Annotated in this window: 1 protein-coding gene; it reads left to right on the plus strand. The window is 66.3% G+C overall.

Annotated elements, in window-relative coordinates; genetic code table 11:
* The first annotated feature begins 512 nt into the window (after positions 1-512).
* Positions 513-1,145 carry a hypothetical protein gene (locus ACF1AL_RS39405; protein WP_391781404.1) on the plus strand — a complete coding sequence of 211 codons (633 nt, stop codon included), beginning with the start codon at positions 513-515 and terminating at the stop codon, positions 1,143-1,145.
* The last annotated feature ends 90 nt before the right edge of the window (positions 1,146-1,235 follow it).

Genomic DNA, 1,235 nt, shown 5'->3' on the forward strand with positions numbered 1-1,235 from the left:
GGTGCTGGACCGGTACCTGCACCACCTGCGGACGCCCCCTGCCCAGCCCTCGGAGCATCAGCAGACAGCCCAGAACCTAACGAAGCACTACTAGGCCCCAGCAGCCCGGCGCCTCACCGTGGAGCCCTGCTGCCCGTCCACCAGCCCCCTTTGGCCCTGGTCGAGGTGCCTCCCGCAGCGGTCCGCTTTGCACCTCCTGTGCTTGGCTTGAACATATCTGTGCAGGTCAGGGCAGTGCGAAGCGTTTATTGTGTGCTGCGTCACATCTCGTTGACGTGTGTGGTAACCGGGTTTTAACTTTCCGCTACCTTTACAAGATCTATACAGGGGGGATCCGCGTGGGGGCGGAGCTGGGCACTGCTGTGCCTGCGCCTGCGAGGCGAAGAAAACGTGGCCGGCTGTTGGGGGGTGTTGCGGCTTCGCTGGCGTTGTCGCTTCTGCCGGTTCTGCCCATAGCTGCGGCCGCAGCGGTACCGGTGTCTGGGGACACGGGCGCGGCCGACCCGGCGTCGGTGGCGTCGGCCCAGGCGAAGGCTGCCGGTGCGCCCGTTGAGGTGAGTGCGGATCGCACCGAGTACACGACAACGATGGCGAATCCGGATGGCACGTTCACGCTGACTCAGGCGACAGTGCCGCAGCGCGCCAAGGGAACCGACGGCACCTGGCATCCGGTGGACGCCACTCTGGAGCGCCGTGGTGACGGCAGTATCGGTCCGAAGTCGGCGGTCGTGGACCTGCGTTTCGCCGGCGGCGGTGACGGCGACGGCCTGATCCGACTGGGTGGCAGAAACGGTTCGCTCACCTTCGACTGGCCGACGGCGTTGCCGGCACCGGTCCTGTCGGGTGACACCGCCACCTATCCCGAGGCCTTCAACGGCGTGGATCTGCGACTGACCGCGACGCCTGAGGGCTACCGCGAGGTCCTCGTCGTCAAGAGCGCCGAAGCGGCCGCCAATCCGGCGCTGACACAGATCAGGCTTGACGTCCACGCCGACGGCCTGCGGCTCGCCCCGGGCGTCGGCGGCGGCATGAACGCCCTGGACGGCAACGGCAACACGGTGTTCAAGGGCCCGGCTGGCCTGATGTGGGATTCCGCTGGCTCTGCCCCCGCCGGTGTACAGACACAGACGCTCACCACTAACTGATCGTTTCAGAATGAGACGTGCAGGCTGGGCAGCTGTCAGTCGTCGAGGCGTTGAAGGATCTGTGTGAACTCGCCGTTCTGGATCAGACCG

Source organism: Streptomyces sp. NPDC014801, from assembly GCF_043082085.1.
Taxonomy (GTDB): Bacteria; Actinomycetota; Actinomycetes; order Streptomycetales; family Streptomycetaceae; genus Streptomyces.